The organism is Pseudomonas sp. P97.38 (genome assembly GCF_001269745.1).
Lineage (GTDB): Bacteria > Pseudomonadota > Gammaproteobacteria > Pseudomonadales > Pseudomonadaceae > Aquipseudomonas > Aquipseudomonas chlororaphis_E.
In genome coordinates, this window is sequence record NZ_LHVJ01000027.1 from 222,567 (window position 1) to 248,172 (window position 25,606).

Consider the following 25,606-nt stretch of genomic DNA (forward strand, 5'->3'; position numbering starts at 1 on the left):
TGATAGGGTCCATGTCCAACAACGTTCTTTCCCTCGACAGCGTGCCGCTGCACACCCAATTGCGCGACGTGCTGCGCGCGCGGATTCTCGACGGCGAATACCCCCAGGGCAGCCAGATGCCCTCGGAAAGCGAGCTCGGCGCGCTGTTTCGCGTCAGTCGCATCACCGTGCGCCAGGCCTTGGGTGATCTGCAAAAGGAAGGGCTGATTTTCAAGATCCATGGCAAAGGCACCTTCGTCGCCAAGCCCAAGACCTTCCAGAACGTCAGCACCCTCCAGGGCCTGGCCGAGTCCATGACCGGGCGCGGCTTCGAGGTGATCAACCGGTTGCACAGCTTGCGCTTCATTGCCGCGGACAAACGCGTGGCCGAGCGCCTGGGCCTTGCCGAAGGCGACACGGTGGCGCAGGTCAAGCGGGTGCGGTTGATCAACCGCGAGCCCGTTTCCCTGGAGATCACCTACCTGCCCAAGGCCCTTGGCGAACGTCTGGAAAAGGCCGACCTGGTCACCCGCGACATCTTCCTGATCCTGGAAAACGACTGCGGCCTGACCCTCGGCCATGCCGACCTGGCCATCGATGCGGTGCTGGCCGACACCGAGTTGACCCAGGCACTGGAGGTCGAGCCGGGCTCGCCGATCATGCGCATCGAACGCCTGACCCATGACGCCAGCGGCCAGCCGCTGGACTTCGAATACCTCTATTACCGCGGCGATGCTTTCCAGTACCGCCTGCGGATCGACCGGCAAAAAGGGACGCAAGCATGACCCACAGCGCTGTGACTGGAAGCACCCTGGAACAGGAATACGACATCGTCGTGATCGGCGGCGGCACGGCCGGGCCCATGGCGGCGATCAAGGCCAAGGAGCGCAACCGTGACTTGCGCGTGCTGTTGGTGGACAAGGCCAACGTCAAGCGCAGCGGCGCCATCAGCATGGGCATGGATGGGTTGAACAACGCGATTATCCCCGGGCACTCGACGCCCGAGCAGTACACCAAGGAAATCACCATCGCCAACGACGGCATCGTCAACCAGGCGGCGGTGTACGCCTATGCGACGCACAGCTTCGAAACCCTCTCGCAGCTGGACCGTTGGGGCGTGAAGTTCGAGAAGGACGAAACCGGCGACTACGCGGTGAAGAAGGTCCACCACATGGGCGCTTATGTGTTGCCGATGCCCGAAGGGCACGACATCAAGAAAGTGCTCTACCGCCAGTTGAAACGGGCGCGGGTGAGCATCACCAATCGGCTGGTCTGCACCCGCTTGCTGACGGATGAAGAGGGCGCGGTGAACGGTGTCATGGGGTTCGATTGCCGCACCGCCGACTTCCATGTGATCAAGGCCAAGGCGGTCATCCTCTGCTGCGGCGCGGCGGGGCGCCTGGGGCTGCCGGCCTCCGGTTACCTGATGGGCACCTATGAAAACCCCACCAACGCCGGGGATGGCTATGCCATGGCCTACCACGCCGGGGCCGAGCTGGCGAACCTGGAGTGCTTCCAGATCAACCCGTTGATCAAGGACTACAACGGCCCGGCCTGCGCCTATGTCACCGGGCCCCTGGGTGGCTACACCGCCAACAACAAGGGCGAGCGCTTCATCGAGTGCGATTACTGGAGCGGGCAGATGATGTGGGAGTTCCACCAGGAACTCGAGGGCGGCAATGGCCCGGTTTTCCTCAAGCTCGATCACCTGGCCGAGGAAACCATCCAGAACATCGAGGAGATCCTGCACAGCAACGAGCGGCCCAGTCGCGGACAGTTCCATGCCAATCGCGGCACCGACTACCGCACGCAGATGGTGGAAATGCACATCTCCGAAATCGGCTTTTGCAGCGGCCATTCGGCCTCGGGCGTGTGGGTCAACGAGCGGGCCGAAACCTCGGTCAAGGGCCTGTACGCGGCGGGCGACATGGCGGCGGTGCCGCACAATTACATGCTCGGGGCATTCACCTACGGCTGGTTTGCCGGCCATAACGCCGCGGACTTCGTGGCCGGGAAGGATTTCTCGGCGCCGGATGCCAGCCAGGTCGAACGGGAAAAGGCTCGCGTCTACGCACCCCTGACGCGCGCTCACGGTTTGCCGCCGGCCCAGGTGGAATACAAGCTGCGGCGCTTCGTCAACGATTACCTGCAACCGCCCAAGGTCACCCGCAAGATGGAGATTGGCCTGCAACGCTTCAGCGATATCCAGCGCGACCTGGACCAGATCAAGGCCCACGACGCCCATGAATTGATGCGCGCCATGGAGGTCAGCGTGATCCGCGACTGCGCCGAGATGGCCGCTCGCGCCTCGCTGTTTCGCGCCGAAAGCCGCTGGGGCCTGTACCACTATCGGGTCGATCACCCGCAGCGCAACGACAGCGACTGGTTCTGCCATTGCCACCTGAAAAAAGGCGATGACGGCGCGATGACCTCCTTCAAGAAAGCGGTCGAGCCTTACATCATCGCCCTCGATGCCCAAGAACTGCAGGCCTACGACCGGCTGCGGGTCGACGCCAGCGCGGCGTGAACCTTCCACCCAGAGAGAACGCCCATGGCCTATCAACCCCAGGAAATCTTCTTCCGCTCCAATGCCCCCGTCACCGTGGACGAGGACAAATGCATCGCCCACAAGGGCTGCACCGTGTGCGTCGATGTTTGCCCCATGGACCTGCTGGCGATCAACCCGGCCACCCAGAAGGCCTACATGGCGTTCGATGAATGCTGGTACTGCATGCCGTGTGAAAAGGACTGCCCGACCGGCGCGGTGAAAGTCGAGATTCCGTACCTGCTGCGTTGACTGGGAGGATGCCATCGCGAGCAAGCTCGCTCCCACAGTGGATCAAGTCTAGTCGCGGTTGATGTGTGCACCCATAAACCTGTGGGAGCCGGGCTTGCCCGCGATGAGGCCAGCCCTGACACCCAAGAAGCCATCCGGCCACCCCCGGACGCCTGATTCAAAAACACCCCTCGTTTCCCACCGCGCCCTGATCGTGGCGGAGACGAACCTCCTATAAATGATTCGAGGGGAACCCCCATGTTGCGTGCAGCACTCGCCGGTCTGGTACTGGCTTCATTGATCCTGCCTGCCCAGGCAGAAACCATCCGCATCGCCATCGGCACCCAGGACACCACCATCAACTGCGCCGCCGGCGGGTTGCTGATCCGTGAGCTGGGCCTGCTGGACAAGTACCTGCCCCATGACGGCGCCTACAAGGACGCCAAGTACGACATCCAGTGGAAGAACTTCACCAGCGGCGCGCCGCTGACCAACGAGATGGTCGCCGGCAAACTCGACTTCGGCGCCATGGCCGATTTCCCGGGGGCGTTCAACGGCGTGGCGTTCGAGACCGCCGGCAAGCACAGCCTGTTCATCAGCGTTTTGTCGGGCAGCACCCGGGGCAGCGGCAACGGCATCGTCGTGCCGAGTGCCTCGGGCGTGCAGGCGTTGGCCGAACTCAAAGGCAAGACGATCTCCGTGCCGTTCGCGTCCACCGCCCACGGCATGTTGCTGCGTGCCGTGGCGGCCCAGGGCTGGGACCCGCTCAAGGACGTGAACATCATCGCCCAGCCGCCGGAGGTGGCCGGCTCGGCGTTGCAGGCGGGCAAGATCGACGCCCACGCCGACTTCGTGCCGTTCGCCGAGCTGTTCCCCAGCCGCGGGTTCGCCCGCAAGATCTACGACGGCGCCCAGGCCGGTGCGCCGACGTTCCATGGCGCGCTGGTGGACCAGGCCTATGCCAGGCGCTACCCGGAAATCGTGGTCGCTTACCTGCGTGCGTCCCTGGAGGCCAATCAACTGCTGGCCGCGGAACCTGAGAAGTACAGCGAGTTGATCGCCCAGGTCACCGGCGTGGATGCCGAGGTCAATTACCTGTTCCATGGGCCGCTGGGCGTACAGACCCGCGACCTGAGCTGGAAGCCGGAGTACCGGCAAGCCGTCGGCACCGCCATCGATACCCTCAAGCTGCTGAAGAAGGCCGATCGTGGCCTGGACCTCAATACCTTCATCGATGACCAGTACATCCGTGCCGCCTTCAAGGCCTCGAACCTGGATTACGCCGCGCAACTGGCCAACTACGCCCAGACGCCACTGACCACGCCCGACGCCGCGACGGGCCAGGCGATCAGCGACTTCAGCCGAGTCGCCGAGATTTGGGTGCGGGGCGAACCGAAAGTGCGCCACTACGCCTCGGCGCAATCGGCCTTCGCCGCGCTGGCGAGCCTCAAGCAGCAAGGCAAGGGCATCCGTGCCGTGTATGCGCAGGCCAGTGACAGCGGGATCAAGCTGCTGGCCGAGCAGGCGTGGTTCGCCCGCGATGCCCAGGGGCAACTCAGTGCGTTCCTGCTCAAGGGCCAGGCCGAGCAGTTTGCCGCGCAGCAGGGCGGCAAGGTCCTGGACTTTACCGAAGCTACGGCACAGTCGGTTGCTGCGCGCTGATCGTCAGAATACTCAGTGAACTGTGGGAGCGGGCTTGCTCGCGAATGCGGTCTGACATTCAACATTGATGTCGACTGAACCACCGCTTTCGCGAGCAAGCCCGCTCCCACAGGGATCTCGGTTGAGAGGAAGAGTTGTGTCTCGATCTTATTTTCGCTGGCTCCTGCGAGCCGCTTCCCTGGTGCTCTGCCTGCTGTTCTGGCAACTCGCCGCCACCCACCACTGGGACCTTGGCCTGGTGACCTTCGCCAACGTGCCGCCCCCGCTGGCCGTGATCCAGGCTGCGCTTGGCCTGGAGGCTTCAGGCAGCCTGGGCCGACACTTGGGCGCCAGCCTGGGCCGGGTGTTTGCCGGGTATGGCGCGGCGGTGTTGACCGGCGTGGCCCTGGGCCTGGCCATCGGTCGCTCGAAATGGGCTGAAGACCTGCTGTTGCCACCGCTGGAAGTCCTGCGGCCGATCCCGGCGGTGGCCTGGATTCCCCTGGCGATCCTGATGTTTCCCTCCTCGGAGCTGTCGATGGTGTTCATCACCTTCACCGGGGCGCTGTTCCCGATCCTGCTCAACACCGTGCACGGCGTCGAGGCGGTGGACCGGCGGCTGATCGCCTCGGCGAAAAGCCTGGGGGCCGGGCGCTGCGCGATCCTGTTGGAAGTGATTCTGCCGGGCGCCGCGCCGAGCATCATCACGGGGCTGGCCATCGGCATGGGCACGTCCTGGTTCTGCCTGGTGACGGCGGAAATGATCGCCGGCCAGTACGGCATCGGTTACTACACCTGGTCCTCCTACACCGTGCAGAACTACGCCGACATTGTCGTCGGCATGCTGTTGATCGGTGTGCTGGGCATGGGCAGCAGTGTGTTGATCAAGCGCCTGGGCGGGCTGTTCACGCCTTGGCACCGACCGAGAGGTAAAGCCTGATGAGTGTGATGCAAACGCCTGAGGGACGGATCGATATCCGTCAGTTGTCCATTGTCCTGGGCCAGGGAGCCCAGGCGTTCGAAGCCGTCCAGGGCCTTGATTGCCAGATCGAGGCGGGCCAGTTCGTGTGCGTCCTGGGGCCGTCCGGTTGCGGTAAATCCACCTTGCTCGGTGCCTTGGCCGGGCACCTGCAACCGCGCGCCGGCACCTTGCATGTCGACGGCTTGCCGGTGGCCGGGCCTTCGCCCCAGCGCGGGATGGTGTTCCAGCAGCACACGCTGTTCCCGTGGCGCAGCGTGCGCGACAACGTGGCCTTCGGCCTGAAGATGCGGGGCCTGGGCAAAGCCGAACGGCAGCGGGCGGCGGATGAAATTCTCGCCCTGGTGGGCCTGGACGGATTCGCCGGGCACTGGCCGGACCAACTGTCCGGGGGCATGCAGCAGCGGGTGGAGATCGCCCGGGTGCTGGTAAATCGGCCACGACTGCTGTTGATGGACGAACCCTTCGGTGCCCTGGACGCCTTGACCCGGTTGAACATGCAGCAGTTGCTGCTGGAGATCTGGACCCGCATCCGCACCACCGTGGTGTTCGTCACCCACGACATCGACGAGGCACTGTTCCTGGCCGATCGACTGCTGGTGATGAGCCCGCGCCCGGGTCGGATCATCGAGGACCTGCGCCTGGATTTTCCCCGGCCACGCACCACCGAACTGGTCACCCGCCCCGAGTTTTCCCTGTTGAAGCGCCACTGCCTCGAGTTGTTGCGCCATGAGGACGGCCAGCCGTTGCCGCGCCTCAATCCCCTCGGGCTTCCCCTTGAAACCTCCTTGCCGCGATTTGCCTTATGACCTCTTTATTTGAAGACACCGACAACGATGACATCCTCGCCCTGCAACCGCGCCTGGTGGACGAGGACCCTGGTGTGCGCCGCATCGCCCTGATTGAACTGGCCGACCTCGAGGAGCCCGAAGGCCTGCTGTGGCTGGTGGATCGTCTGGCCCACGATGCCAGTGCCGAGGTCCGCGCCGAGGCCGCGCGACTGCTCGAAGCCTGGGAAGACGCGCCGGTGGTCGCCGCGTTGTGCCAGGCCCTCACCGATCCGTCCCCGACGGTGCAGGGCGCCGCCGCCCAGAGTCTGAGCCTGCTAAAGAGCGAGGCGGCGGGGAGGGTGATCCTGCCCTGGGCCGCCCATGAGACCGTCAGCGTGCGCGTCGCCGCGTTCAGGGCCTTGCGCGAATTGCGCCTGGTCGACGCGGCACCGGTCGCGCTCATTGCCCTGGCCGACACCGATGCCAGCGTCCGCCGTGAGGCGGTTGGCGTGCTCGGCTGGCTCAAGCACCTCGACGCGTTGCCGGCGCTCGCGCGGTTGGCCAGCGCCGACCCGGACACCGAGGTGCGCCGGGCGGCCACCGGCGCCTTAGGCCTGGGCTCTGATGCACACGTCTTGCCGGCCCTGCGCCAGGCGCTGCGGGACCCTGCCTGGGCAGTGCGCGAAGAAGCCGCCACCACCCTGGGCAAGGTCGGCCACACCGATGCCGGCCCGGCGCTGGTCGAGGCCCTGGGGGATGATTATTGGCAAGTGCGCCTGCGCGCCACCCGTAGCCTCGGCCGCTTGCGCTACGCCCCGGCGTTGCCGGGGTTGATCGAGACCCTGGGCCATCGCATCAGCAACCTGCGCAAGGAAGCCGCCCTGGCCTTGGGCGAGTTGAACGACCCCGCTGCGATCCCGGCATTGCAGGCCGCCCAGGACGACGGTGACCCTGAAGTCCGCAAGGCCGTGCGCATCGCCCTGGCGCAAGTGCAATGAGCCCGCTGGCGATGGGCAATAGCCCTGACAAAGGCCAGTTGAGGTTGAACTGGCCCGATGGCCGCGAACAACGCCTGGACCACACTGAACTGCGCCGCCAGTGTCCTTGTTCCCAGTGCCGGGCGTTTCGCCTGCAAGGGCTGGCGGTGCAGGTCGATCCACGGGTTCGGGTGGTGGAGGTCAATGCCCAGGGGTATGGGGTCCAACTGGTCTTCAGCGATGGCCATGGGCGCGGCATTTATCCATGGGCTTACCTGGCGGGGCTTGGACATTGACTGTGGGAGCGGACTTGCTCGCGAAGGCGCCGGCGCATTCAACACTTTCTTTGACTGGCACACCGCTTTCGCGAGCAAGCCCGCTCCCACAGGGAGGTGCATGGCTGTGAGCTGACTGACGGCGCTTGTCAGAAAAAACCGACAGGAGTACAAATGTACTCCATGACGACTCTCACTCCCCGCCGCACCGCCATCCTGACCTTCATCCGTGAACGCATCGCCGATCAGGGCCAGTCTCCCAGCCTCGCCGAGATCAGCGAGGCGTTCGGCTTTGCCTCGCGCAGTGTCGCCCGCAAGCATGTGCTGGCGCTGACCGAAGCCGGTTTCATCGAGGTCAATCCACACCAGGCACGGGGCATCCGGTTGTTGAACCAGCCACCGCGGCCCGAACTGCTGGACGTGCCGGTGCTGGGGCGGGTGGCGGCCGGCTTGCCGATTGGCGCCGACGCCGAGGTCCACAGCCGCCTGATGCTGGACCCGGCGATGTTCATCAAGGCGCCGGATTACCTGCTGCGGGTGCAGGGCGACTCGATGATCGGGGACGGCATCCTCGACGGTGACCTGGTGGGTGTACAACGCACCCCCCAGGCCGCCAATGGCCAGATTGTCGTGGCGCGGCTCGACGGTGAGGTCACCATCAAGCGTTTCGAGCGGATCGGCGAGCGCGTGCGCCTGCTGCCGCGCAACCCGGCTTATCAACCGATCATTGTCGAAGCCGATCAGGACCTGGCCATCGAAGGCGTGTTCTGCGGCCTGTTGAGGCAAGGCTGATGGGCGCTGTCGTCGCGCTGGACACGCTGTTCAATGCGGGCCAGGTCTGGAAGGGCCGGCCCGCGCCTCCAGCCGCCAGCCCGCAACCTACCGGGCATGCCGCGCTGGATGCGGCTTTGCCGAGTGGCGGCTGGCCGGAAGCGGCGTTGACGGAATTACTCATCGCCGCCCCGGGCGTGGGCGAGTTGCAAGTGGTGTGGCCGACCCTCGCCCGATTGTCGAGCGCGGGGGAGCGCATCGTGCTGGTGGCGCCTCCGTTCGTGCCTTACCCCCAGGCCTGGCAGAACGCTGGGGTGGACCTGCGCCAGTTGTCGGTGATTCAGGCCGATGAGCGCGATGCCTTGTGGGCCGCCGAACAATGCCTGCGCTCGGGCAGTTGCGGCGCGGTGTTGTGCTGGCCTCGCCAGGCAGACGACCGGGCCCTGCGCCGGCTGCAAGTGGCGGCCGAAACCGGCCAGACCCTGGCGTTCGCCTGGCGCTCGATGCAGGAAGCCATCAACCCGTCGCCGGCGGCCTTGCGCATCGCCATCGACGCCCGACCCGCGCAGTTGCGCGTGCTCAAGTGTCGAGGCGGGCTGGCCCGTTCGGCGCCGATTGCCTTTGCCGCGTCCACAAGGCACTGAGGTTGCGATGCGCTGGGTTTGTATTCTCTTTCCGCAATTGGCGCTGGATGCCGCGCTGCGTCAGCGCCCCGATCCCGACGAGCCGCTGGCGCTGCTGACCGGCCCGGCTCAGCGGCGGGTGCTGCAAGCGGTGAATGCGTCGGCGCGAGCCCTGGGCTTGCGTCCGGGCCAGACCATGACCGCTGCCCAAGCCTTGAGCAAAGGCTTTGCCACCGCCGAGTACGACGCCGCGCAGATCGAACACTGGCAGCAATTTCTGGCTGCCTGGGCCTACCGTTTCAGCGCCCAGGTCAGCGTGCATTACCCGCGCACGGTGCTGTTCGAGATCGAGTCGAGCCTCGGCCTGTTCGGTCCCTGGCCGGTGTTCGAGGCGCGGTTGCGGGCCGAGTTGACGGCGCTGGGGTTCCGCCATCGCATCGTCGCCGCGCCGAACCCGGCGGCGGCGCGGGTGTTGGCCAATGCCTACGACGCCCTGGTGGTGCCCGATGACGAGGCCCTGCAAGCATGCCTGGGGCAGATGCCGGTGGAGCGGATCGGCCTGCAAGCCGAAGTCGCCACGGCGTTGTCGCGCATGGGCTTGCGCCGTTTGAGCCAGGTCCAGGCCTTGCCCCGGCACACCCTGGCGCGGCGCTTTGAAGCCCAGGTGCTCAAGCACCTCGATGCGCTCACCGGCAGCCGCACCCTGGCGCTGTCGTTTTACCTGCCACCGGACCGTTTCGATGTGCGCATCGAGCTCAACTACGACGTCCAGTCCCACCAGGCGCTGTTGTTCCCGTTGCGCCGCTTGACCGCTGACCTGTCGGCGTTCCTGTGCGGGCGTGACAGTGGCGTACAGCGCTTTGACCTGCACCTGGAACACGCCGGGCTGCCGGACACAGTGATCAAGGTCGGCCTGCTCAGCGCCGAGCGGGAGCCTTCGATGCTGTTCGAGCTGGCCCGTGGTCGCCTGGAACAGGTCCAGGTCGAAGCCCCGGTGCGCGGCTTTCGCTTGTGCGCCGAAGACCTGCCGAGCTTCGTGCCCCAACGCCTGGAGCTGTTCGATGAGCGCCCGCAACAGTCCTTGCCCTGGGAGCAATTGCGCGAGCGCCTGCGGGCCCGGCTGGGGGACGAAGCGGTGCAGGGCCTGGGGTTTCGCGATGATCACCGCCCCGAATGTGCCTGGCAGATGAGCGCCCAGCCTCGGCCACAGGCTTGCCCGGTGCAAGACGTGCAACGCCCCGGCTGGTTGCTCAGTGAACCCCAGGCCTTGTCGCCCAGCCAGGCGCAGATCCTCATGGGCCCGGAACGCATCGAGACGGGCTGGTGGGACGGCGCCGATGTGCGTCGCGATTACTACCTGGTCGAGACCCGCAGCGGGCAACGGGGCTGGGCCTATCGGCCGGTGGGCGAGGGTGGGCCGCTGTGGTTGCAGGGGTGGTTCGCATGAGCATTGGGTATGCCGAGCTGCATTGTCTGTCGAACTTCAGCTTCCAGCGGGGTGCCTCCAGCGCCCTGGAGTTGTGCAGGCGCGCCAGCGAGCAAGGCTACCAGGCCCTGGCGATCACCGACGAATGCACATTGGCCGGGATCGTCCGGGCCTGGCAAGCGGCCAGGGAACTGCAATTACCGCTGATCATCGGCAGCGAGATCCGGGTCGAAAACGGTCCGAAACTGGTGCTGCTGGTGGAAAACCTCGAGGGCTATCAGGCCTTGTGCCGGTTGATCACCCGCGCTCGCCGACGCAGCGAGAAGGGCCACTATCGCGTCGTCCGCGAGGATTTCGACGAGCCCTGGCCGGGCCTATTGGCGCTATGGGTGCCAGACGGCAAAGACGACGAAGCACAGGGTCGCTGGCTTCAGTCGATCTTCGCCGAGCGGTTGTGGCTGGCGGTCCAGTTGCATTGCGGGCAGGACGACCGGCGTCGACTGGCGGATTGGCTGGCGCTGGCCGATCGCATGCATCTTCGCGCCGTCGCCACGGGCGATGTGCACATGCACGTGCGTGGCCGTCGGGCCTTGCAGGACACCATGACCGCCATCCGCCACCACGTGACGGTCGCCGAGGCCGGCCAGCGCCTGCACCCCAACGGCGAGCGGCACTTGCGCAGCCTCCAGGCCCTGGCCGATCTCTACCCCCGTGCGTTGCTCGATGAAACCCTGGTGATCGCCCGGCGTTGCTCCTTCGACCTGGGTCAGTTGCGCTATCAATACCCGCGTGAGTTGGTGCCCGAGGGCCATGATCCGGCGTCGTGGTTGCGGGAATTGACCGAGCGCGGCATGTGCACGCGTTGGCCTGACGGGGCCAGTGACAAGGTCCGACGACAGATCGACCGGGAGCTGGCGTTGATCGCCGAGCTGGGCTACGACAGCTATTTCCTCACCGTGCAGGACATCGTCAGCTTCGCCCGGCAGCAGCGCATCCTCTGCCAGGGACGTGGCTCGGCGGCCAACTCGGCGGTGTGCTACGCCTTGGGCATCACCGAGATCGACCCGAGCCAGAGCAACCTGTTGTTCGAGCGGTTCCTGTCTCGCGAGCGCAACGAACCGCCGGACATCGACGTGGATTTCGAACACGAGCGGCGTGAAGAAGTGCTGCAATACGTGTTCCGACGCTACGGTCGCCATCGTGCGGCGTTGACGGCGGTGGTCAGCAGCTACCACGGCGCCGGGGCGGTGCGGGATGTCGCCAAGGCCCTGGGCCTGCCGCCGGACCAGGTCAACGCGCTGGCCGACTGCTGCGGTCGTTGGAGCGATGAGGCGCCGCCCGTGGATCGCCTGCGCGAGGGCGGCTTCGACCCGGACAGCCCGATCTTGCGCCGGGTGCTCGGCCTGACCCGGCAACTGATCGGCTTCCCCCGTCACCTGTCCCAGCACCCCGGCGGCTTCGTGATTTCCGAGCAGCCCCTGGACACCCTGGTGCCGGTGGAAAACGCCGCCATGGCCGAGCGCACCATCATCCAGTGGGACAAGGACGACCTGGACGCGGTCGGGCTGCTCAAGGTGGATGTACTGGCCTTGGGCATGCTCAGTGCGATCCGGCGATGTTTCGACCTGATCGAACACTATCGGGGTCAGCGCCATACGTTGTCATCGCTGCCCAAGGACGATCCGGCGACCTACGCGATGATCAGCCGCGCGGACACTATCGGTGTGTTCCAGATCGAATCACGGGCGCAGATGGCGATGCTGCCCCGGCTCAAGCCACGGGAATATTACGACCTGGTGATCGAAGTGGCGATCGTGCGACCGGGGCCGATCCAGGGCGGCATGGTGCACCCGTACCTGAAGCGGCGAAATGGCGAGGAAGCCGTCACGTTCCCCTCGCCCGAACTGGAGACGGTGCTGGGGCGGACCCTGGGCATTCCGTTGTTCCAGGAGCAGGTCATGCAGATTGCCGTGGTCGCGGCCGACTACACCCCCGGCGAGGCCGACCAGTTGCGTCGTTCCATGGCCGCCTGGAAGCGCCACGGCGGGCTTGAGCCGCATCGGGTTCGCCTGGCCCGGGGGATGGAGAAAAATGGTTATTCCCCTGAGTTCGCCGCGCAGATCTTCGAGCAGATCAAGGGGTTCGGCAACTACGGCTTTCCCGAATCCCACGCGGCCAGTTTCGCCTTGCTGACCTACGTCAGCAGTTGGCTCAAATGCCACGAACCGGCGGCATTCGCTTGCGCCCTGATCAACAGTTGGCCCATGGGGTTCTACAGCCCGGACCAGATTCTGCAGGACGCCCGCCGGCATCAATTGCAGATCCGCCCGGTGGACGTGCGCGCCAGCGATTGGGATTGCAGTCTCGAACCCATGGAAGGCCGGCAACCGGCGATTCGCATGGGGTTGCGCCTGGTCAAAGGGTTTCGCGAGGAGGACGCCCGGCGCATCGAAACAGCTCGCCGGCATCGGCCTTTCAGTGACGTGGCCGACCTGGGCGAACGGGCGCAACTCGATGCCCGGGCCCAGGCGCAACTGGCCGATGCCGGCGCCTTGCACGGCTTGGCGGGCGACCGGCATCGCGCCCGCTGGGCCGTCGCCGGCGTGCAGAAACAATTGGGCCTGTTCGCCGGTTTGCCCAGCCAGGAAGAACCCTCCGTGAGCTTGCCGAAACCCACCCTGGGGGAAAACCTGTTTGCCGACTACGCCATGCTTGGCACCACCTTGGGGCCGCATCCGCTGGCCTTGTTGCGCACCGAGCTGCGTGCCCGGCGGTGCCGCAGCTCACGGGAATTGCAGGACGTGGAACACGGCCGCAACGTCAGCGTTGCCGGTCTGGTCACCGGCCGCCAACGCCCGGGCACGGCCAGCGGCGTGACCTTCGTTACCCTGGAAGATGAGTTTGGCAACCTCAACGTGGTGGTCTGGCGTGACCTGGCCGAACGCCAACGCAAGACCTTGGTGGGCTCGCAACTGCTGCGGGTCGATGGGCGCTGGGAAAGCGTGGGAGAAGTCCGCCACCTGATCGCTGGACGCCTGAGCGACCTGACCGAATTGCTGGCCGGCATCCAGGTGCAAAGCCGTGATTTTCGCTGACGCGGTTGTCATCTCCAACAGTTGCCGCCGCTGTGGCGAGGGAGTTTGCACCCGCTCGGCGGCGCAGCCGTCGTCAACAGCCTGGCGCGGTCTGCCTGAAGGACCGCCGATTTTGGGGCTGCTACGCAGCCCAGCGGGAGCGAGCTCCCTCGCCACGGTGAGCGTCTGAATTGGCGAATATGAAACCAAACGCAGCCGCCGCGCTCGAAGCACTGAGCACAAGGGACTCGTGGTATGCCGATTCCCAGCAAGCCTGTTGAGGTTCACAGTCTTCTCATGGAGTTTTTATCCCACAATCACGGATGCCTCGGTTGGGGCGGTGAAATGGCCGGGCGCATCCGGGCGTTCGATTGGCGCCAGACCGAGTTGGGCGTTATCGAGCACTGGTCCGCGAGCCTGCGCAACGCGGTCCAGATGCTGCTCGCGTCGCCCCTGCCGATGGTGATGTTGTGGGGGCGCCAGGGTTTCATGATCTACAACGATGCCTATGCCGAGTTTGCCGGCGGCCGCCACCCGTACCTGCTGGGTTGCCCGGTGGAGCTGGGCTGGCCGGAAGTGGCCGATTTCAACCGCCATGTGCTGGACGTTTGCCTGGCCGGCGGCACCTTGTCCTATCGCAGCAAAGAACTGGTGCTGCTGCGCGATGGCAAGCCCGAAGACGTCTGGATGGACCTCTATTACAGCCCCGTGCCCGGTGAGGACCAGGCGCCGGCAGGGGTCTTGGCGGTCGTGGTGGAAACCACCGAGCATGTGTTGACCGAGCGGGCTCGGCAAGAAGCCGAGCGCAGTTACCGCGCCGTCAATGAGCGGATCCAGTTGGCGTTGTCGGCTGGCCCGCTGCTGGGGTCGTTCGTCTGGGACATCCAGGCCGACAGGCTCTCCGGTGACGAGCGCTTCGCCCGTAGCTTCAACTATCCGCCGGATTGTCCACTGGACGCGTTGCCCATCGAGATCGCCCGCCAGAGCATCCACCCCGACGACCTCGAGGAAGTGAACCAGCGGGTCGAACTGACCGTGCGCACCGGCATCCCGTATAGCGCCGAATATCGAATCCGCCGCCTGAGCGGTGACTACCTCTGGGTGCTCGCCAGCGGTCGGTGCGAGTTCGACGAGCTGGGCACGCCCTTGCGTTTTCCCGGCGTGCTGATCGACATCAACGAGCGCAAGACCGCCGAAGCGTCGCTGCTCAAGTTCACCCGCGACCTGGAGCGGCGCGTCGCTGACGAAGTGCAGGCGCGATTGAACGCCGAAGAGCAGTTGCGCCAGTCGCAGAAGCTCGAATCCATTGGTGGCCTCACCGGCGGCGTGGCCCATGACTTCAACAACCTGCTGCAAGTGATCGCCGGCAACCTGCACCTGCTGGCTCGCCATGAAGCGGACAACGTCAATGTGCAACGACGGGTCGGCGCCTGCATCGAAGCCGTGGAGCGCGGCGCCAAGCTGTCTACGCAATTGCTGGCCTTCGCCCGGCGCCAGCCGTTGTCACCGGCGGTCTACAACCCGCAGCGCATCTACGACGGCCTGGTCGAACTCTTGCAACGGGCCCTGGGCGAAACCATCCTGATCGAAGTGACCTTGCCCGAGACCCCATGGTGCATCCACGTCGACCGCAACCAGCTGGAAAATGCCCTGTTGAACCTGGCGATCAACGCGCGCGATGCCATGGGCGGGGAGGGAACCATCCGCATGGTCGGCGAGAACATCGTGCTCGACGAAGCCTCCTGCGCCGGCAAGGGCATTGCGCCGGGCGAGTATGTGCGACTGTCGGTGATCGACCGCGGCGCGGGCATGCCGCCCGACATCCTGAACCAGGTGTTCGAGCCGTTCTTCACCACCAAGACCGAAGGCCAGGGAACCGGGTTGGGGCTGAGCATGGTGTTCGGTTTCGTCAAACAGAGTGGCGGCCATATCGAGATTGCCAGCGACCTGGGCAAAGGTACGCGAGCGCACATGTACTTCCCCCGCAGTTGCCAACCGGAAACCGACGAGCAACGCCCACGCGAACCGCTTCAGGCCGGCGAGCAGGAGACGATCCTGGTGGTGGAGGACAACGACGAGGTGCGCAGCGCCTCGGTGGAACTGCTGGAACAGTCCGGCTACCGCACGCTGACCGCCGCCAACGCCGACGTGGCCATGAAACTGCTGCTGGACGGCGCCTCGGTGGACCTGATCTTCAGCGACGTGGTCATGCCCGGCCTGATCAAGAGTTCAGACCTGGCGGCCTGGGCGAAAATGCAGGTGCCGCCGGTGCCGGTGTTGTTCACCTCGGGCCATACCCGCGACATCATTTCCCAGAACCACCAATTGAGTCCCGACACTCATTTGTTGAGCAAACCCTATGGTCCCGAAGCGCTGACCGCCATGGTCAGGTCGGTGCTGGGCCAGTGAACGTCCCGGCAAACAAATGGAACCGAAGCCGCCGCCACACCTTCGAATAATCAAGGTCGGTCACCAACCGGCCCTGTCATGAATGAGGTGGCTATGAACGACGATCCTGCAAACACCCAGCAACAAGACCAACCGCGCAACGACCCGGCCATCGATCCCCAGGTCCAGCCGACACCCCCAGGCACCCAACCTGCCAGCCCCGCCGGCACGGACCAGGCCCAAAGCGCGGCCAGTGAAGTGGACCAGAAGAACCATCACCAGGACAACGACAACACCTTCAGCCCCGGCTTCAAGCCAGACCCGGACCGGCCTGAACCCGGTGAAAGCACGGATGCCGATATTGATACGGATGGTGGTTAGTTCTTTCGCACAAGAGCGTTCCCACGCGTAGCGTGGGAACGATTGCGAGGAACAGTTACTTACTAGGATGCGCCGCCTGGAGCTTCTTGGCGGCATCCAGATGGTGTTGCAGGTCCGGCAGCATTTTCTGGGCAAATGCCTTGAGTTCAGTGTTGCCGGCCTTTTTGTCGTCTGTCACGGTCTCGGCTTCTTTCTTGAACAGGGCGATGGTTTCTTCGTGGGCCTTCACCTGGTTGTTGGCGTAGGCCGCGTCGAAGGATTCATCGCGCATGTCGAGGATCTTGGCCTTGGCCTTTTTCACCAGCGTGGTTTCGTCCGGCACTTCGATGTCGTGTTTTTTCGCCAGGGCCATCAGTTCCTGGTTGGCCTTGGTGTGATCGGTGATCATCTTGTTGGCGAATTCTTTCACGTCCGCCGAGGCGCTTTTTTCCAGGGCCAGTTTGCTGGTTTCGATTTCCGCGATACCACCGGCCGCCGCGTTGTCGACGAAGTCGTTGGAAGTGGCAGCCCAGGCAGTGCCCATGCTGGTGCTCAAGGCAATGGCCAGGCCGAGTTGACGCAGGGTAAATCCGTCCATAGGTAAGTCTCCGTTGAGGGTGATAGGACGATTGTTTCGTCTCTGTTCAATGGAGGCCTGGGCGCGAATAAAGGTTTGCCTGGAAAGCGTAGCGGCACGACGAACGGTCACCGCTGGTCGGATAGGCGGTCGACAGAACCCCGTCGAGGAGGCCATCCTGATAATCGACGGACGCCGCAAAAAGCGTCTGCCACCGACCCACCAAAAAGGAGGTGTTCCATGCCGGTGTCTCACGATTTGTGCCAGGATCTCAACTGCACAAAAGACCACATCCAGCAAAAACGCAGCGAGAACCCAAGGCTCGACTCGTTACTTCACAAATACTCCCAACTTGATGCCGAGGTGGTCGACGCCGAAAAGCCGTCTTCCCCAGCCCTGTCCGATGACGCCCTGGAGACGCTCAAGAAAAAACGCTTGTTGATCAAGGACAAGATCGCCGAGCACTTGCAAATGCAGTGACGGATGGCCCCGAAGGCCCCTGTTTGCAGGGGCCTTCCTATTGGAGCTGTCTGCCGCCCGAACCGTCGTGGCGAGGGAGCTTGCTCCCGCTGGGCTGCGGAGCGGCCCCCCACACAACCCCTTCAGCTCAGCGGATCCCAACGCTGCGACCAATCGCTGCCGGTTCTGACAATTTCTCGCAGCACCTCGAATGCCTGTTGCAACGCGGCTGAATCCCTGTCCCGGGAATAGACGAGGTAGGTCGGGTAATTGAATTCCGGCGCCTTGGGCACCCGTTCCAGGATGCCGCTGTCCAGGTAACTCTGCACGACCCGGGTGCGGAAGTAAGCGCTGCCACCATGCTCCAGGATGTACTGCAAGGCCAGGGGGCCGAGGTTGAAGGTCACGGCAGCCTTGGCTTTGTCGGGGAGCGCCGTGTCGTGCTGGCGGCGGAAGTCGGCGCACCAATCGATGTAGACATAGGGCTCGGGGCGTGCCGCCAAACGCACCATGATCAGTTTTTCTTCCAGCAGTTGTTCCACTTGCAGCCGTGGCCAGTATTCGGGCTGGTACACCACCGCCGCGTCCAACAGGCCCAGCTCCAGCTGTTGCAGCAGCTTCTCGCCATCACGAATGTCCATGCGCAGGGCATGTCCGGGGATCTTTTGGCGCAGTGCACCGGCCCAGGCGAGCATCAACGGGTTGCACAGGCTGACCTCGCCACCCAGGTGCAGGACGTTGCGATAGCCTTCGGGCAAGGGCAGGTCTCGCCGGGCCGCTTCCCAGGTTTGCACGAGCTGGTTGGCGTAGACCACGAACGCTTCTCCGTCGGCGGTCAGCCGCGCGCCGGCGCGATTGCGCACGAACAGCGCGCAACCGAGCTGGCTTTCGAGTTTCTGCACCCGGGCGGTGATTGCCGTCTGGGTGACGTGCAGTTTCTCAGCCGCGGCAGCGAGGCTGCCGTGGCGGACAATTTCCAGGAAAGTGCGGGCGAGGTCGATGTCCATGTTCAGGCCGGTACAGGGGAAGCGGGCATTGTAAGAGCTGCCACGCTTGCCCGATACCGCGAATCATTGGACGGGTTGGACCCGTTCGGCTCGCGCCCATGGCGCCATCAGGCGTTGCGGCGTGCGGCAGGCGCGGTGCTTGAACACAAAGCGATGGCACTTCTCGGCAAAGCCGTGGCGGTTGTCCACCATGTCGCGATGCATCTGCGCCAGCTCGCCGTCGCGGCAGGCCTGGATCGCCGACAGGCTTCGCTCGGCCTTGCGGACCCGCAGGCTTTCGTAGGCCGGATCGAGCAGGGCGCTGTTGGCCCGTTGCAGCAGCCATAGGCCGAACTCGTCGGGACAGCGCGGGCCGATCTCCTGGACCATGCCGTAGCGCAAGGCCTGGGGGGCACTGACGGGCAGGCAGTCCTGGGTGAGTGCGTAGGCCCTGTCCGGGCCAACGGCCCGAGGCAGGCTGTAGGTCCAGTATTCGGAGCCGTACAGGCCCATGGTCGCGTAGTGGGGGTTGAGCACGATGTCGCGCCGCGCCAGCACGATATCCGCCGCCAGGGCCAGCATCACGCCGCCGGCCCCGGCATTGCCGGTCAAACCGCTGACCACCAGTTGCCGGGCGCTGAACAGTTCAAGGCAGACGTCGTCGATGGCCTGGATGTTGGCCCAGGCTTCGAGACCAGGGTCGGCGGCGGCTTGAATCACGTTCAGGTGCACACCGTTGCAGAAGCTGCCGCGGCCACCGCGAATCAGCAACACCTCGGTATCCCGCGTCTTGGCCCAGCGCAGCGCCGCCACCAGGCGCTGGCATTGCTCGGTGCTCATCGCACCGTTGTAGCACTCGAATGTAAGTTCGCCCACGTGGCCGCATTCACGGTAACGGATGGGTTGGTAAGGCTCGTCGCTGAACGGCTGCCGGGCCAGTGAGCCGTCGAGTACCGGAACGCCCGCGAGCCGTTGGGCCAGCACATGACGCGCTGGCCGTTTGAATGTCTGTTCGCCGGGCTGCGGCTTGAGGCGCAAGGATCCGATCCACAGGCTGGCATCGCCTGTCGCCACCAGCACTGCGTCGTCACGCACGGCCAACAGGTTTCCGGGCACGCCGCGGCGTACATCCAGGTGCGCGTCGTACACATAAAACTGGCCGCCGGCAAGGCTTGCCAGCACGCCCGGCTGGCCGTCGGCGGCGTCGATGCAACGCTTGATGAACGCGCTGTTGTCGTGCCAGCTGAAGGTGCGATCGTCCTGGGTCATGTTCGGTTGCAGGCGTCCGACAACTTCACGGCGGCTGTAGTCCAATGGCACCGGGGTGAAACCGTTGAGGTATTTCTGCACGACCTCGCGGACACACTGGACCGCGGCATCGCTGACCTGGCCGTTGTACAGCTCGGATTTGCGCAGGCCTTCGGGCAGGTGGAATTCGCACGTGGCCCAGACCGGTCCGGCGTCCATCTCCTCGACAGCCTGCAGCGCCGTGACGCCCCAGCGCTCGGGTTGGCGCATGAGGGCCCAGTCCAGGGCACTGGCGCCGCGGTCACCGACAATGCCGGGGTGAATGATCACCACCGGCCGCCGCGGATTGCGCCACAGTCGCTGGGGAACGCGGTCCTTGAGAAACGGGCAGATCACCAGGTCGGCGCCGCTGTCTTCGATTTGCTGGCAGACCGAGTCCGGGTCGGTGAACAGTACGACGCTGGGGCGATAGCCAGCTTCGCGCAGGTCCAGCCAGACGCGCTGGGTCAGGCCATTGAACGCGGTCGACAGCAGAATGATCTTCAGTGCAGACATGAAATTCCCTTCCTTGAGAGATGCAGGCACAGGCTCCCGATGAGCCGTCCCTGGCTGATGGAGGCGCTACGTTAGCGGTTGGAGGAGGGGGCGAAGCTGACAGGGGTCAAGGTTGCGTGCGCCGGGAGCCGTTGAGGGGCGCGCAGAAACACGAATCCCGCCACGGGGGCGGGATTCGTTTGCAGACAGCAGGCGCGTGTTGCGCGCGGCCTGGTCTTAGCTTGGGAACAGCTCGGACAGTTTCATCGACAGCATCATGTCGCCTTCGACGCGCAGCTTGCCGCCCATGAACGCCTGCATGCCATCGGTTTCGCCGCTGACGATGCCCTTGAGGGTTTCGCTGTCCATGATCAGCGTGCAGTTGGCATCGGCACTCTCACCTTCCTGCAGTTCGCAGGTGCCGTCCTTGACGATCAGGGCGTACTGCTTGTCTTCGTCGGTGATGTTGAAGCCGAATACCAGGTCCAGGCCGGCAGCGGCGGCTGGGTTGAACTTGGCTTTCATGGCTTGTACGGCGTCGGCTACGGAGGTCATGGTGTCGATCCTTATTTGGGTTGTACAGCAAGGGTCTTGGGTAATTCGGCCTCAGCGGAAGGTGATGAGGTCCGGGGCCTTCAGCAGTTGCAGGTGGGCGTGACTGTTGAAGGACGCCAGGGCCACCTCGCGCCCCCTGAATTTAAGCTGGTTGAGCGAGGTGTTGACGATTTGCCAATTCAGTTCGAAGGCCTGTCGGGCCGGAATCCGGGTGATCAGGTGGAGCAGGGCGGTAATGGTGCCGCCGGAGGTGAACACAGCGATTTTCTGGCGGTTGTCGGCCTGTTCGAGGATCCGCTGCAGGCCGCCCTGGACCCGCTCGACGAAACCCAGCCAGCTTTCCAGGCCGGGCGGGTCATACCGCCCTTCGAGCCAGCGTTCGATGATCAGCGCGAAGATGCGTTGGAACTCGGCACGGTTCTGCGCGGCGTTGCGCAGGACATCCAGCGCCTCGGGCTCCTGCGTGAGCATGTCCGGCAACAGCGCGCGGATGACGGCGTCGGCGTCGAATTCGTTGAAGGCTGTGTCGATTTCCACTTCGGGAACCGGCAGCCCGGCGGCGCTCATCTGGCCCAGGGCACCGGAGGCGGTGTCCTGCTGGCGGCGCAGGTCTCCCGAGAGGCAGCGATCGAACACGACACCCAGTTCTGCCAGGTGATGACCCAGCACTTGGGCCTGGCGTACACCGTTGGGCGAAAGGACATCGTAGTCGTCCGCACCGAAGGAGGCCTGGCCATGTCGAATCAGATAGATGCTGCCCACGTCCGCGTCATCCCGGTACGTTGAAGGTTTGGCGAGGTTATGAGGATGACGGTGAGCTGTCAATGAAAAAACATACGCTTGTTTGAAATGTCCGTTGGAGCCTTGTCCGGCCTCGCTCGGACGAAGGTAACCATAGGTTTCTTGGCTGGCCGCGGCGCAGGCGCATGGGTATGCTGGAGGCGTTACGCGCCTGCGTTCAGTGGCGCATTGCATTTAAGGAGTCGCTGTGGAGTTTTTCATCGAGTACGCCGGGTTCCTGGCCAAGACCGTGACGCTGGTGATCGCCATCCTGGTGGTGCTGGCCAGTTTTGCGGCGCTGCGCAGCAAGGGGCGGCGCAAGTCGGTTGGCCAGTTGCAGGTGAGCAAGCTCAACGATTTCTACAAGGGGCTGCGCGAGCGCCTGGAACAGACGCTGCTGGACAAGGACCAGCTCAAGGCCCTGCGCAAGACCGAAGGCAAGACTGAAAAAGCGCAGAAAAAGCAGAAGGCCAAGCCGGCGCCCAAGTCCCGGGTGTTCGTGCTGGATTTCGACGGCGACATCAAGGCGTCGGCCACCGAGAGCCTGCGCCATGAAATCACCGCGCTGCTGACCCTGGCCACGCCGAAGGACGAAGTGGTGCTGCGCCTGGAAAGCGGCGGTGGCATGGTCCACAGCTACGGCCTGGCCTCGTCGCAACTGGCGCGGATCCGTCAGGCCGGCGTGCCGTTGACAGTCTGCATCGATAAGGTGGCGGCCAGCGGCGGCTACATGATGGCCTGCATCGGCGAGAAGATCATCAGCGCGCCTTTCGCCATCCTGGGGTCCATCGGCGTCGTCGCCCAGTTGCCCAACGTCAACCGCCTGCTGAAGAAACATGACATCGATTTCGAGGTGCTGACCGCTGGCGAATACAAGCGCACCTTGACTGTGTTCGGCGAAAACACCGAGAAGGGCCGGGAGAAGTTCCAGGAAGACCTGGACATCACCCATGAGCTGTTCAAGAACTTCGTCTCCAACTACCGTCCGCAACTGGCCATCGACGAAGTGGCGACCGGCGAAGTCTGGCTGGGCGTCGCGGCCCTGGGCAAAGGCCTGGTGGACGAGCTGAAGACCAGCGACGAATACCTGGCCGAACGGGCCAAGGGCGCCGAGCTTTACCACCTGCACTACGCCGAGCGCAAAAGCCTGCAGGAACGCATCGGCATGGCGGCCAGCGGGTCGGTGGACCGGGTGCTGTTGAGCTGGTGGAGCCGTTTGACCCAGCAGCGGTTCTGGTAATCCACCAAGCCTGCTCTCGCCACTACCATGTGGGAGCGGGCTTGCCCGCGAAAGCGGTGGGTCAGTCGACATCCATTTTGCTTGTGCTGACAGCATTCGCGAGCAAGCCCGCTCCCACAGGGAGCGAGGTGGTTTGAAGAGCCTCGTCCACCCATGAAAAAGCCCTGGACCAGTCACCCGGTCCAGGGCTTTTTTATTGCTTGAGGCTCAGCGACGACGAAACAGCGGCAGCGGTTCGTCAGTGGCGGCCTGGTAGGTCACCGAGAAGTCCTTGAGGCTTTCAAGGGCTTCGTACGGGTCCTTGTCGGCGCGCAGGGCGAAGGCGTCGAAGCCGCAGCGGCGCATGTAGAACAACTGGTCGCGCAGCACGTCGCCAATGGCCCGCAGCTCGCCCTTGAAACCGTAGCGGTCACGCAGCAGGCGGGCGTTGGAGTAGCTACGGCCGTCGGTGAACGCCGGGAAGTTCAGCGCAATGACTTGCAACTGATTGGCGTCATCACCGATCTCTTCCGCTTCTTCGTCGGCATCCAGCCAGACGCCCAGGCCGCCGTCGCGGGCCTTGAGCGCATGCGCATGGTCGCGCCACAGGGCCAGGGGCACGATCAGGTCGTCGCAGTTTGAGATACCGTCGAGGGTCGCGTCCTTGGGCAGCAGGTGCCAGGTTTCGTCGATGACCTCGTTGTTCTTAATGATTCGCTGCATAGACGCGTTCCTTGAAGAGGTCGATGCCAATACGTTGATAAGTGTCGATGAAGCGCTCGTCTTCGGTCCGTTGTTCAACGTACACGTCGATCAGCTTCTCGATCACGTCAGGCATGTCGTCCTGGGCAAAGGACGGGCCGAGGATCTTGCCCAGGCTGGCGTCGCGGCTACCGCTGCCGCCCAGGGAGACCTGGTAGAACTCTTCGCCTTTCTTGTCCACGCCGAGGATGCCGATGTGGCCGACGTGGTGGTGACCGCACGCGTTCATGCAACCGGAAATGTTCAGGTCCAGCTCGCCGATGTCGAACAGGTAGTCCAGGTCATCGAAACGACGCTGGATCGATTCGGCGATCGGGATCGATTTGGCGTTGGCCAGCGAGCAGAAGTCGCCGCCCGGGCAGCAGATGATGTCGGTCAGCAGGCCGATGTTCGGCGTGGCGAAACCTTGTTCGCGCAGCTCGCCCCAGAGGGTGAACAGTTGAGTCTGTTCAACGTCCGCCAGGATGATGTTCTGCTCGTGGGAGGTACGCAATTGACCGAAACTGTAGCGCTCGGCCAGGTCGGCCACGGCATCGAGCTGCTTGTCGGTGATGTCGCCCGGCGCGACGCCGGTCGGTTTCAGCGACAGCGTCACCGCGACGTAACCTGGCTTCTTGTGGGCCAGGGTGTTGCGGCTGCGCCAGCGGGCGAATCCTGGGTGTTCCTTGTCGAGGGCGGCGAGCTCAGCATCCTGGTTGCCCAGGGCCTTGTACTGCGGATCGACGAAGTGCTTGGCGACGCGATGGACTTCGGCTTCGGTCAGGGTGGTCTGGCCGCCGCGCAGGTGCGCCATCTCGGCTTCGACCTTCTCGGCGAACACTTCAGGCGTGAGGGCCTTGACCAGGATCTTGATCCGCGCCTTGTACTTGTTGTCCCGACGACCGTAGCGGTTGTACACCCGCAGGATGGCGTCCAGGTAGCTCAACAGGTCCTGCCACGGCAGGAACTCGTTGATGAACGCACCGACCACTGGCGTACGCCCGAGGCCACCGCCCACCAGCACCCGGAAGCCCAGTTCGCCGGCGGCGTTGTAGACCGTTTCCAGGCCGATGTCGTGGACTTCGATGGCGGCGCGGTCCGAGGACGAGCCATTGATGGCGATCTTGAACTTGCGCGGCAGGTAGGCGAATTCCGGGTGGAAGGTGGTCCACTGGCGGACAATTTCGCACCACGGGCGCGGGTCGATCAGCTCATCGGCGGCGACGCCGGCGAACTGGTCGGTGGTGACGTTGCGCAGGCAGTTGCCGCTGGTCTGGATCGCGTGCATCTGCACGGTCGCCAGTTCGGCCAGGATCTCAGGCACGTCTTCCAGGGCTGGCCAGTTGTACTGGACATTCTGCCGGGTACTGATATGGGCATAGCCCTTGTCGTAGTCGCGGGCGATCTGGGCCAGCTTGCGCACCTGACGCGAGGTCAGTTGGCCATAAGGCACGGCCACACGCAGCATCGGGGCGAACCGCTGGATATACAGGCCATTCTGCAGGCGCAGAGGGCGGAATTCTTCTTCGCTCAGCTCGCCTGCCAGATAGCGTCGGGTCTGATCACGGAACTGCTTGACGCGGTCCTCGATGATCCGCTGATCGTACTCGTCATATACGTACATATAAGTCTCGGTCTCAGGCTTGGGCCGATCAGAAACAGCTGCGTGTTGGCTCGCTGGAATCGGGTTCTGCCTCGGCAATTCTGCGCGCACGGCCGCGCACTCCTAAAGGAGCCGGTGCAAGATACCTGTTTTGAGTTATGCGCAAAAGTGATGTTTGAGTATATGTAAAGAACCAAATGGCCTAATGAGATCTATCGGCTCGTAACCCACATTTGTCGTATGGGCAATCATCGTCTTAACTGTGGTCGAGTCTTTCTGCAATCACCTACAAAACCGACAAGAGGCGATGCAATGAGCAATCCGACCAAAGCAAGGAAAAGCGACAGTACCGTCGATGCCTGGGCCATTCTGTTCCTGATTATCCTGGTGGTGGGCACCGCGGTTTTCTGGGTCAGCCATCAGTAATCGATCGACTATGCGATGAAAAACCTGTGGGAGCGGGCTTGCTCGCGAATGCAGTGATTCAGTCAATATGAATGTTGGCTGACACACCGCATTTCGCGAGCAAGCCCGCTCCCACAGAAGGGTGTGGTGGCTGGGGGATTTGCTACAACCCCGCCAGGTGCACCACCAGCTTGACGATGCCAAACAGCGTCAGGGCGAAGATCACCGTGAAGGCGATGCCCAGTATCACGAAGTGACTCGGTTTGCCGTGGGTGAAATCACGGGCGCGGTTCTTGCCGCTTTGCACGCCGAAAGCGGCGGCCAGCACGCTGTGCATCATCTGCAGCAGGGTCGGCGGCTTGTTGTCGACTGGATCGTCCATAAATCCCTCGTTTGCCATGGGTCTGGGACAAGCATAGACAACCCGTGAAAAAAAGGATCACGGCCGTTGCCGACCGTG

At 64.1% G+C, this 25,606-nt stretch carries 24 protein-coding genes; 16 read left to right on the forward strand and 8 right to left on the reverse strand.

The window, feature by feature from the left end; all coding sequences use genetic code 11:
* Positions 1 to 11: 11 nt before the first annotated feature.
* From AD664_RS22685 to AD664_RS22750, 14 genes are all read left to right on the forward strand, one after another.
* Positions 12 to 764 carry a GntR family transcriptional regulator gene (locus tag AD664_RS22685; protein ID WP_053149986.1) on the forward strand — a complete coding sequence of 251 codons (753 nt, stop codon included), beginning with the start codon at positions 12 to 14 and terminating at the stop codon, positions 762 to 764.
* Positions 761 to 2,506 carry a fumarate reductase/succinate dehydrogenase flavoprotein subunit gene (locus AD664_RS22690; RefSeq protein WP_172679756.1) on the forward strand — a complete coding sequence of 582 codons (1,746 nt, stop codon included), beginning with the start codon at positions 761 to 763 and terminating at the stop codon, positions 2,504 to 2,506. The genes AD664_RS22685 and AD664_RS22690 overlap by 4 nt, the downstream gene beginning before the upstream one ends.
* Positions 2,507 to 2,530: 24 nt before the next feature.
* Positions 2,531 to 2,776, forward strand: a complete 246-nt coding sequence (locus tag AD664_RS22695) for a ferredoxin family protein (protein ID WP_003180418.1) — start codon at positions 2,531 to 2,533, stop codon at positions 2,774 to 2,776.
* A gap of 237 nt (positions 2,777 to 3,013) precedes the next feature.
* Positions 3,014 to 4,417 (forward strand): ABC transporter substrate-binding protein, encoded by a 1,404-nt coding sequence (locus tag AD664_RS22700; protein WP_053149988.1) that lies wholly within the window; start codon positions 3,014 to 3,016, stop codon positions 4,415 to 4,417.
* Between the two features lie 136 nt (positions 4,418 to 4,553).
* Positions 4,554 to 5,336, forward strand: a complete 783-nt coding sequence (locus tag AD664_RS22705; RefSeq protein WP_053149991.1) for an ABC transporter permease — start codon at positions 4,554 to 4,556, stop codon at positions 5,334 to 5,336.
* Positions 5,336 to 6,184 (forward strand): ABC transporter ATP-binding protein, encoded by an 849-nt coding sequence (locus tag AD664_RS22710; RefSeq protein ID WP_042731411.1) that lies wholly within the window; start codon positions 5,336 to 5,338, stop codon positions 6,182 to 6,184. Before AD664_RS22705 ends, AD664_RS22710 begins: the two co-directional genes overlap by 1 nt.
* Positions 6,181 to 7,143: a HEAT repeat domain-containing protein gene (locus AD664_RS22715; protein ID WP_053149994.1), complete on the forward strand. Its 963-nt coding sequence runs from the start codon at positions 6,181 to 6,183 to the stop codon at positions 7,141 to 7,143. The genes AD664_RS22710 and AD664_RS22715 overlap by 4 nt, the downstream gene beginning before the upstream one ends.
* Positions 7,140 to 7,418, forward strand: coding sequence for a DUF971 domain-containing protein (locus tag AD664_RS22720; protein WP_042731413.1), 279 nt, complete (start codon positions 7,140 to 7,142; stop codon positions 7,416 to 7,418). Before AD664_RS22715 ends, AD664_RS22720 begins: the two co-directional genes overlap by 4 nt.
* 153 nt (positions 7,419 to 7,571) lie before the next feature.
* Entirely contained in the window at positions 7,572 to 8,189 is a 618-nt protein-coding gene (gene lexA / locus AD664_RS22725; protein ID WP_053149997.1) for a transcriptional repressor LexA, read from the forward strand.
* Entirely contained in the window at positions 8,189 to 8,812 is a 624-nt protein-coding gene (imuA, locus tag AD664_RS22730) for a translesion DNA synthesis-associated protein ImuA (RefSeq protein WP_042731415.1), read from the forward strand. Before lexA ends, imuA begins: the two co-directional genes overlap by 1 nt.
* 7 nt (positions 8,813 to 8,819) lie before the next feature.
* A complete protein-coding gene (locus tag AD664_RS22735) occupies positions 8,820 to 10,238 on the forward strand; it encodes a DNA polymerase Y family protein (RefSeq protein WP_053150000.1) in 1,419 nt (472 codons plus the stop codon).
* Positions 10,214 to 13,312: an error-prone DNA polymerase gene (locus AD664_RS22740; RefSeq protein ID WP_172679757.1), complete on the forward strand. Its 3,099-nt coding sequence runs from the start codon at positions 10,214 to 10,216 to the stop codon at positions 13,310 to 13,312. The genes AD664_RS22735 and AD664_RS22740 overlap by 25 nt, the downstream gene beginning before the upstream one ends.
* Before the next feature lie 276 nt (positions 13,313 to 13,588).
* On the forward strand, positions 13,589 to 15,700 hold the full coding sequence (locus AD664_RS22745; protein WP_083454240.1) for a PAS domain-containing sensor histidine kinase: 2,112 nt from the start codon (positions 13,589 to 13,591) through the stop codon (positions 15,698 to 15,700).
* A 93-nt stretch (positions 15,701 to 15,793) separates the two neighbouring features.
* Positions 15,794 to 16,060, forward strand: coding sequence for a hypothetical protein (locus tag AD664_RS22750; protein WP_053150012.1), 267 nt, complete (start codon positions 15,794 to 15,796; stop codon positions 16,058 to 16,060).
* Between the two features lie 55 nt (positions 16,061 to 16,115).
* Here the strand turns inward: AD664_RS22750 and AD664_RS22755 are convergent, their stop codons facing one another.
* Positions 16,116 to 16,637, reverse strand: a complete 522-nt coding sequence (locus AD664_RS22755; protein ID WP_042728931.1) for a DUF4142 domain-containing protein — start codon at positions 16,635 to 16,637, stop codon at positions 16,116 to 16,118.
* A 219-nt stretch (positions 16,638 to 16,856) separates the two neighbouring features.
* On the opposite strand from AD664_RS22755, the gene AD664_RS22760 reads away from it, so the two are divergent.
* The gene (locus AD664_RS22760; RefSeq protein WP_053150014.1) at positions 16,857 to 17,096 is read left to right on the forward strand and encodes a YdcH family protein; all 240 of its coding nucleotides are present in this window, start codon (positions 16,857 to 16,859) and stop codon (positions 17,094 to 17,096) included.
* Between the two features lie 122 nt (positions 17,097 to 17,218).
* Here the strand turns inward: AD664_RS22760 and AD664_RS22765 are convergent, their stop codons facing one another.
* The 4 genes from AD664_RS22765 to AD664_RS22780 form a co-directional block, all read right to left on the reverse strand.
* Positions 17,219 to 18,082, reverse strand: coding sequence for a LysR family transcriptional regulator (locus AD664_RS22765; protein WP_042728929.1), 864 nt, complete (start codon positions 18,080 to 18,082; stop codon positions 17,219 to 17,221).
* A 63-nt stretch (positions 18,083 to 18,145) separates the two neighbouring features.
* Entirely contained in the window at positions 18,146 to 19,864 is a 1,719-nt protein-coding gene (locus AD664_RS22770; protein WP_053150017.1) for a hydrogenase maturation protein, read from the reverse strand.
* 216 nt (positions 19,865 to 20,080) lie between these two features.
* Positions 20,081 to 20,398, reverse strand: a complete 318-nt coding sequence (locus tag AD664_RS22775; protein ID WP_053150019.1) for an SCP2 sterol-binding domain-containing protein — start codon at positions 20,396 to 20,398, stop codon at positions 20,081 to 20,083.
* A gap of 51 nt (positions 20,399 to 20,449) precedes the next feature.
* Entirely contained in the window at positions 20,450 to 21,160 is a 711-nt protein-coding gene (locus tag AD664_RS22780; protein WP_053150023.1) for a histidine phosphatase family protein, read from the reverse strand.
* A 226-nt stretch (positions 21,161 to 21,386) separates the two neighbouring features.
* Between AD664_RS22780 and sohB the strand changes: the two genes are divergently transcribed.
* Positions 21,387 to 22,418, forward strand: coding sequence for a protease SohB (gene sohB / locus AD664_RS22785; RefSeq protein WP_042728925.1), 1,032 nt, complete (start codon positions 21,387 to 21,389; stop codon positions 22,416 to 22,418).
* Between the two features lie 207 nt (positions 22,419 to 22,625).
* Here the strand turns inward: sohB and AD664_RS22790 are convergent, their stop codons facing one another.
* From AD664_RS22790 to AD664_RS22800, 3 genes are all read right to left on the reverse strand, one after another.
* On the reverse strand, positions 22,626 to 23,120 hold the full coding sequence (locus AD664_RS22790; RefSeq protein ID WP_042728924.1) for a DUF934 domain-containing protein: 495 nt from the start codon (positions 23,118 to 23,120) through the stop codon (positions 22,626 to 22,628).
* A complete protein-coding gene (locus tag AD664_RS22795) occupies positions 23,104 to 24,762 on the reverse strand; it encodes a nitrite/sulfite reductase (RefSeq protein ID WP_042728923.1) in 1,659 nt (552 codons plus the stop codon). Before AD664_RS22795 ends, AD664_RS22790 begins: the two co-directional genes overlap by 17 nt.
* Positions 24,763 to 25,309: 547 nt before the next feature.
* On the reverse strand, positions 25,310 to 25,528 hold the full coding sequence (locus AD664_RS22800; RefSeq protein ID WP_024781254.1) for a DUF2970 domain-containing protein: 219 nt from the start codon (positions 25,526 to 25,528) through the stop codon (positions 25,310 to 25,312).
* Positions 25,529 to 25,606 lie beyond the last annotated feature (78 nt).